This is a genomic window from Mixta sp. (assembly GCF_024610815.1).
GTDB classification, from domain to species: domain Bacteria; phylum Pseudomonadota; class Gammaproteobacteria; order Enterobacterales; family Enterobacteriaceae; genus Mixta; species Mixta calida.
In genome coordinates this window covers 1-2,503 of record NZ_JANION010000038.1, presented here as the reverse complement: position 1 = coordinate 2,503, position 2,503 = coordinate 1, and the positions used below count along the sequence as shown (strand labels likewise).

The 2,503-nt window shown below is 56.1% G+C and carries 2 protein-coding genes; both read left to right on the top strand.

The annotated features are described in order from the left end of the window. Positions 1-987, top strand: a 987-nt coding sequence (gene aceF / locus MYY08_RS02195) for a dihydrolipoyllysine-residue acetyltransferase (protein WP_288012848.1), incomplete at its 5' end; no start/stop codon positions are given. A gap of 219 nt (positions 988-1,206) precedes the next feature. After that, positions 1,207-2,503 (top strand): dihydrolipoyl dehydrogenase (lpdA, locus tag MYY08_RS02190; RefSeq protein ID WP_288012845.1); only part of this gene is annotated, 1,297 nt, incomplete at its 3' end.

Sequence of the window (2,503 nt, the reverse complement as noted above, 5' to 3'; positions counted from 1 at the left end):
AAAGCGGCTCCGGCTCCGGCCGCCGCGAAAGCCAGCGGCAAAGACGAATTTGCCGAGAACGACGCCTACGTTCACGCCACGCCGGTTATTCGTCGTCTGGCGCGCGAGTTCGGCGTTAACCTGACGAAGGTGAAAGGCACCGGCCGTAAAGGACGTATTCTGAAAGAAGACGTTCAGGCTTACGTGAAAGACGCGGTGAAACGCGCTGAGTCTGCACCTGCTGCGGCAAGCGGCGGCGGACTGCCGGGCATGCTGCCGTGGCCGAAAGTGGACTTCAGCAAGTTCGGTGAAATTGAAGAAGTCGAGCTGGGCCGCATCCAGAAAATTTCTGGCGCCAACCTGAGCCGTAACTGGGTGATGATCCCGCACGTTACGCACTTCGACAAAACCGACATCACCGAGCTGGAAGCGTTCCGTAAACAGCAGAACGCCGAAGCTGAGAAGCGTAAGCTGGATGTGAAGATCACCCCGGTTGTCTTCATTATGAAAGCCGTTGCTGCCGCGCTGGAGCAGATGCCGCGCTTCAACAGCTCGCTGTCTGAAGATGGCCAGAAGCTGACGCTGAAGAAATATATTAACATCGGCGTGGCGGTTGATACGCCGAACGGCCTGGTGGTTCCGGTGTTCAAGGATGTTAACAAAAAAGGCATCATTGAACTCTCGCGCGAACTGATGACCATCTCCAAAAAAGCGCGTGATGGCAAGCTGACCGCTGGCGAAATGCAGGGCGGCTGCTTCACCATCTCCAGCATCGGCGGCCTGGGCACCACCCACTTCGCGCCGATCGTCAACGCGCCGGAAGTGGCCATCCTTGGGGTGTCCAAATCCGCGATGGAGCCGGTCTGGAATGGTAAAGAGTTCGTGCCGCGCCTGATGCTGCCGATCTCTCTCTCCTTCGACCACCGCGTGATCGACGGTGCTGATGGTGCGCGTTTCATCACCATCATCAACAACACCTTGAGCGATATCCGCCGTCTGGTGATGTAACAACGATAAGGCCGGCTTATGCCGGCCTTCTCACAGGTCAGGTTATCGCCGCTGAACCTGCCTGAAATGCGGGAAATGGGATCTTACGGAGCCGAAGCGGTTTGCAGTCTGTTAACAATTCTGTAAACTCTTGCGGTGAACGCGTCCCGGTGGATGAAGGGCGTACTGTGAATCAGGAAAGTGACGTCTGACCGCCGGATAGTCAATTAAGAGGTCATGATGAGTACAGAGATTAAAACCCAGGTCGTGGTACTTGGGGCAGGTCCTGCAGGCTACTCTGCAGCCTTTCGTTGCGCTGATTTAGGTCTGGAGACCGTAATAGTAGAGCGTTACAGCACCCTCGGCGGTGTTTGCCTGAACGTCGGCTGTATCCCTTCTAAAGCGTTGCTGCACGTTGCGAAAGTCATTGAAGAAGCCAAAGCGCTGGCGGAACACGGCATCGTATTTGGTGAGCCGAAGACCGACATTGACAAGATCCGCACCTGGAAAGAGAAAGTCATCAACCAGCTGACCGGCGGTCTGTCTGGCATGGCGAAAGGGCGTAAAGTTAAAGTTGTTACTGGTCTGGGTAAATTCACCGGCGCGAATACGCTGGTTGTCGAAGGCGAAAACGGCGCGACCACCATCAATTTTGATAACGCGATTATCGCGGCGGGTTCACGTCCAATTCAGCTGCCTTTCATTCCGCATGAAGATCCGCGCGTATGGGACTCTACGGCTGCGCTGGAGCTGAAAGAAGTGCCGAAACGCATGCTGGTCATGGGCGGCGGCATCATCGGTCTGGAAATGGGCACCGTTTACCATTCGCTGGGTTCAGAGATTGACGTGGTTGAGATGTTCGACCAGGTGATCCCGGCTGCCGACAAAGATGTGGTTAAGGTCTTCACCAAGCGCATCAGCAAGAAATTCAATCTGATGCTGGAAACCAAAGTGACTGCGGTTGAAGCGAAAGAAGACGGCATCTACGTTTCCATGGAAGGCAAAAAAGCGCCGGCGGAAGCGCAGCGTTACGACGCGGTGCTGGTGGCTATCGGTCGCGTGCCGAACGGTAAAAACCTGGACGCTGGCAAAGCGGGCGTGGAAGTGGACGAGCGCGGCTTTATCCGCGTTGATAAGCAGATGCGCACCAACGTGCCGCACATCTACGCTATCGGCGATATCGTCGGTCAGCCGATGCTGGCGCACAAAGGCGTGCATGAAGGCCACGTGGCGGCAGAAGTTATCGCTGGTAAGAAGCACTACTTCGATCCGAAAGTCATTCCGTCCATTGCTTACACCGAGCCGGAAGTGGCATGGGTTGGCCTGACCGAGAAAGAAGCGAAAGAGAAAGGCATCAGCTATGAAACCGCCACCTTCCCGTGGGCGGCATCTGGCCGTGCGATCGCTTCCGACTGCGCTGACGGCATGACTAAGCTGATTTTCGACAAAGAAACCCATCGCGTTATCGGCGGGGCGGTTGTCGGCACCAACGGCGGCGAGCTGCTGGGTGAAATCGGCCTGGCAATTGAAATGGGCT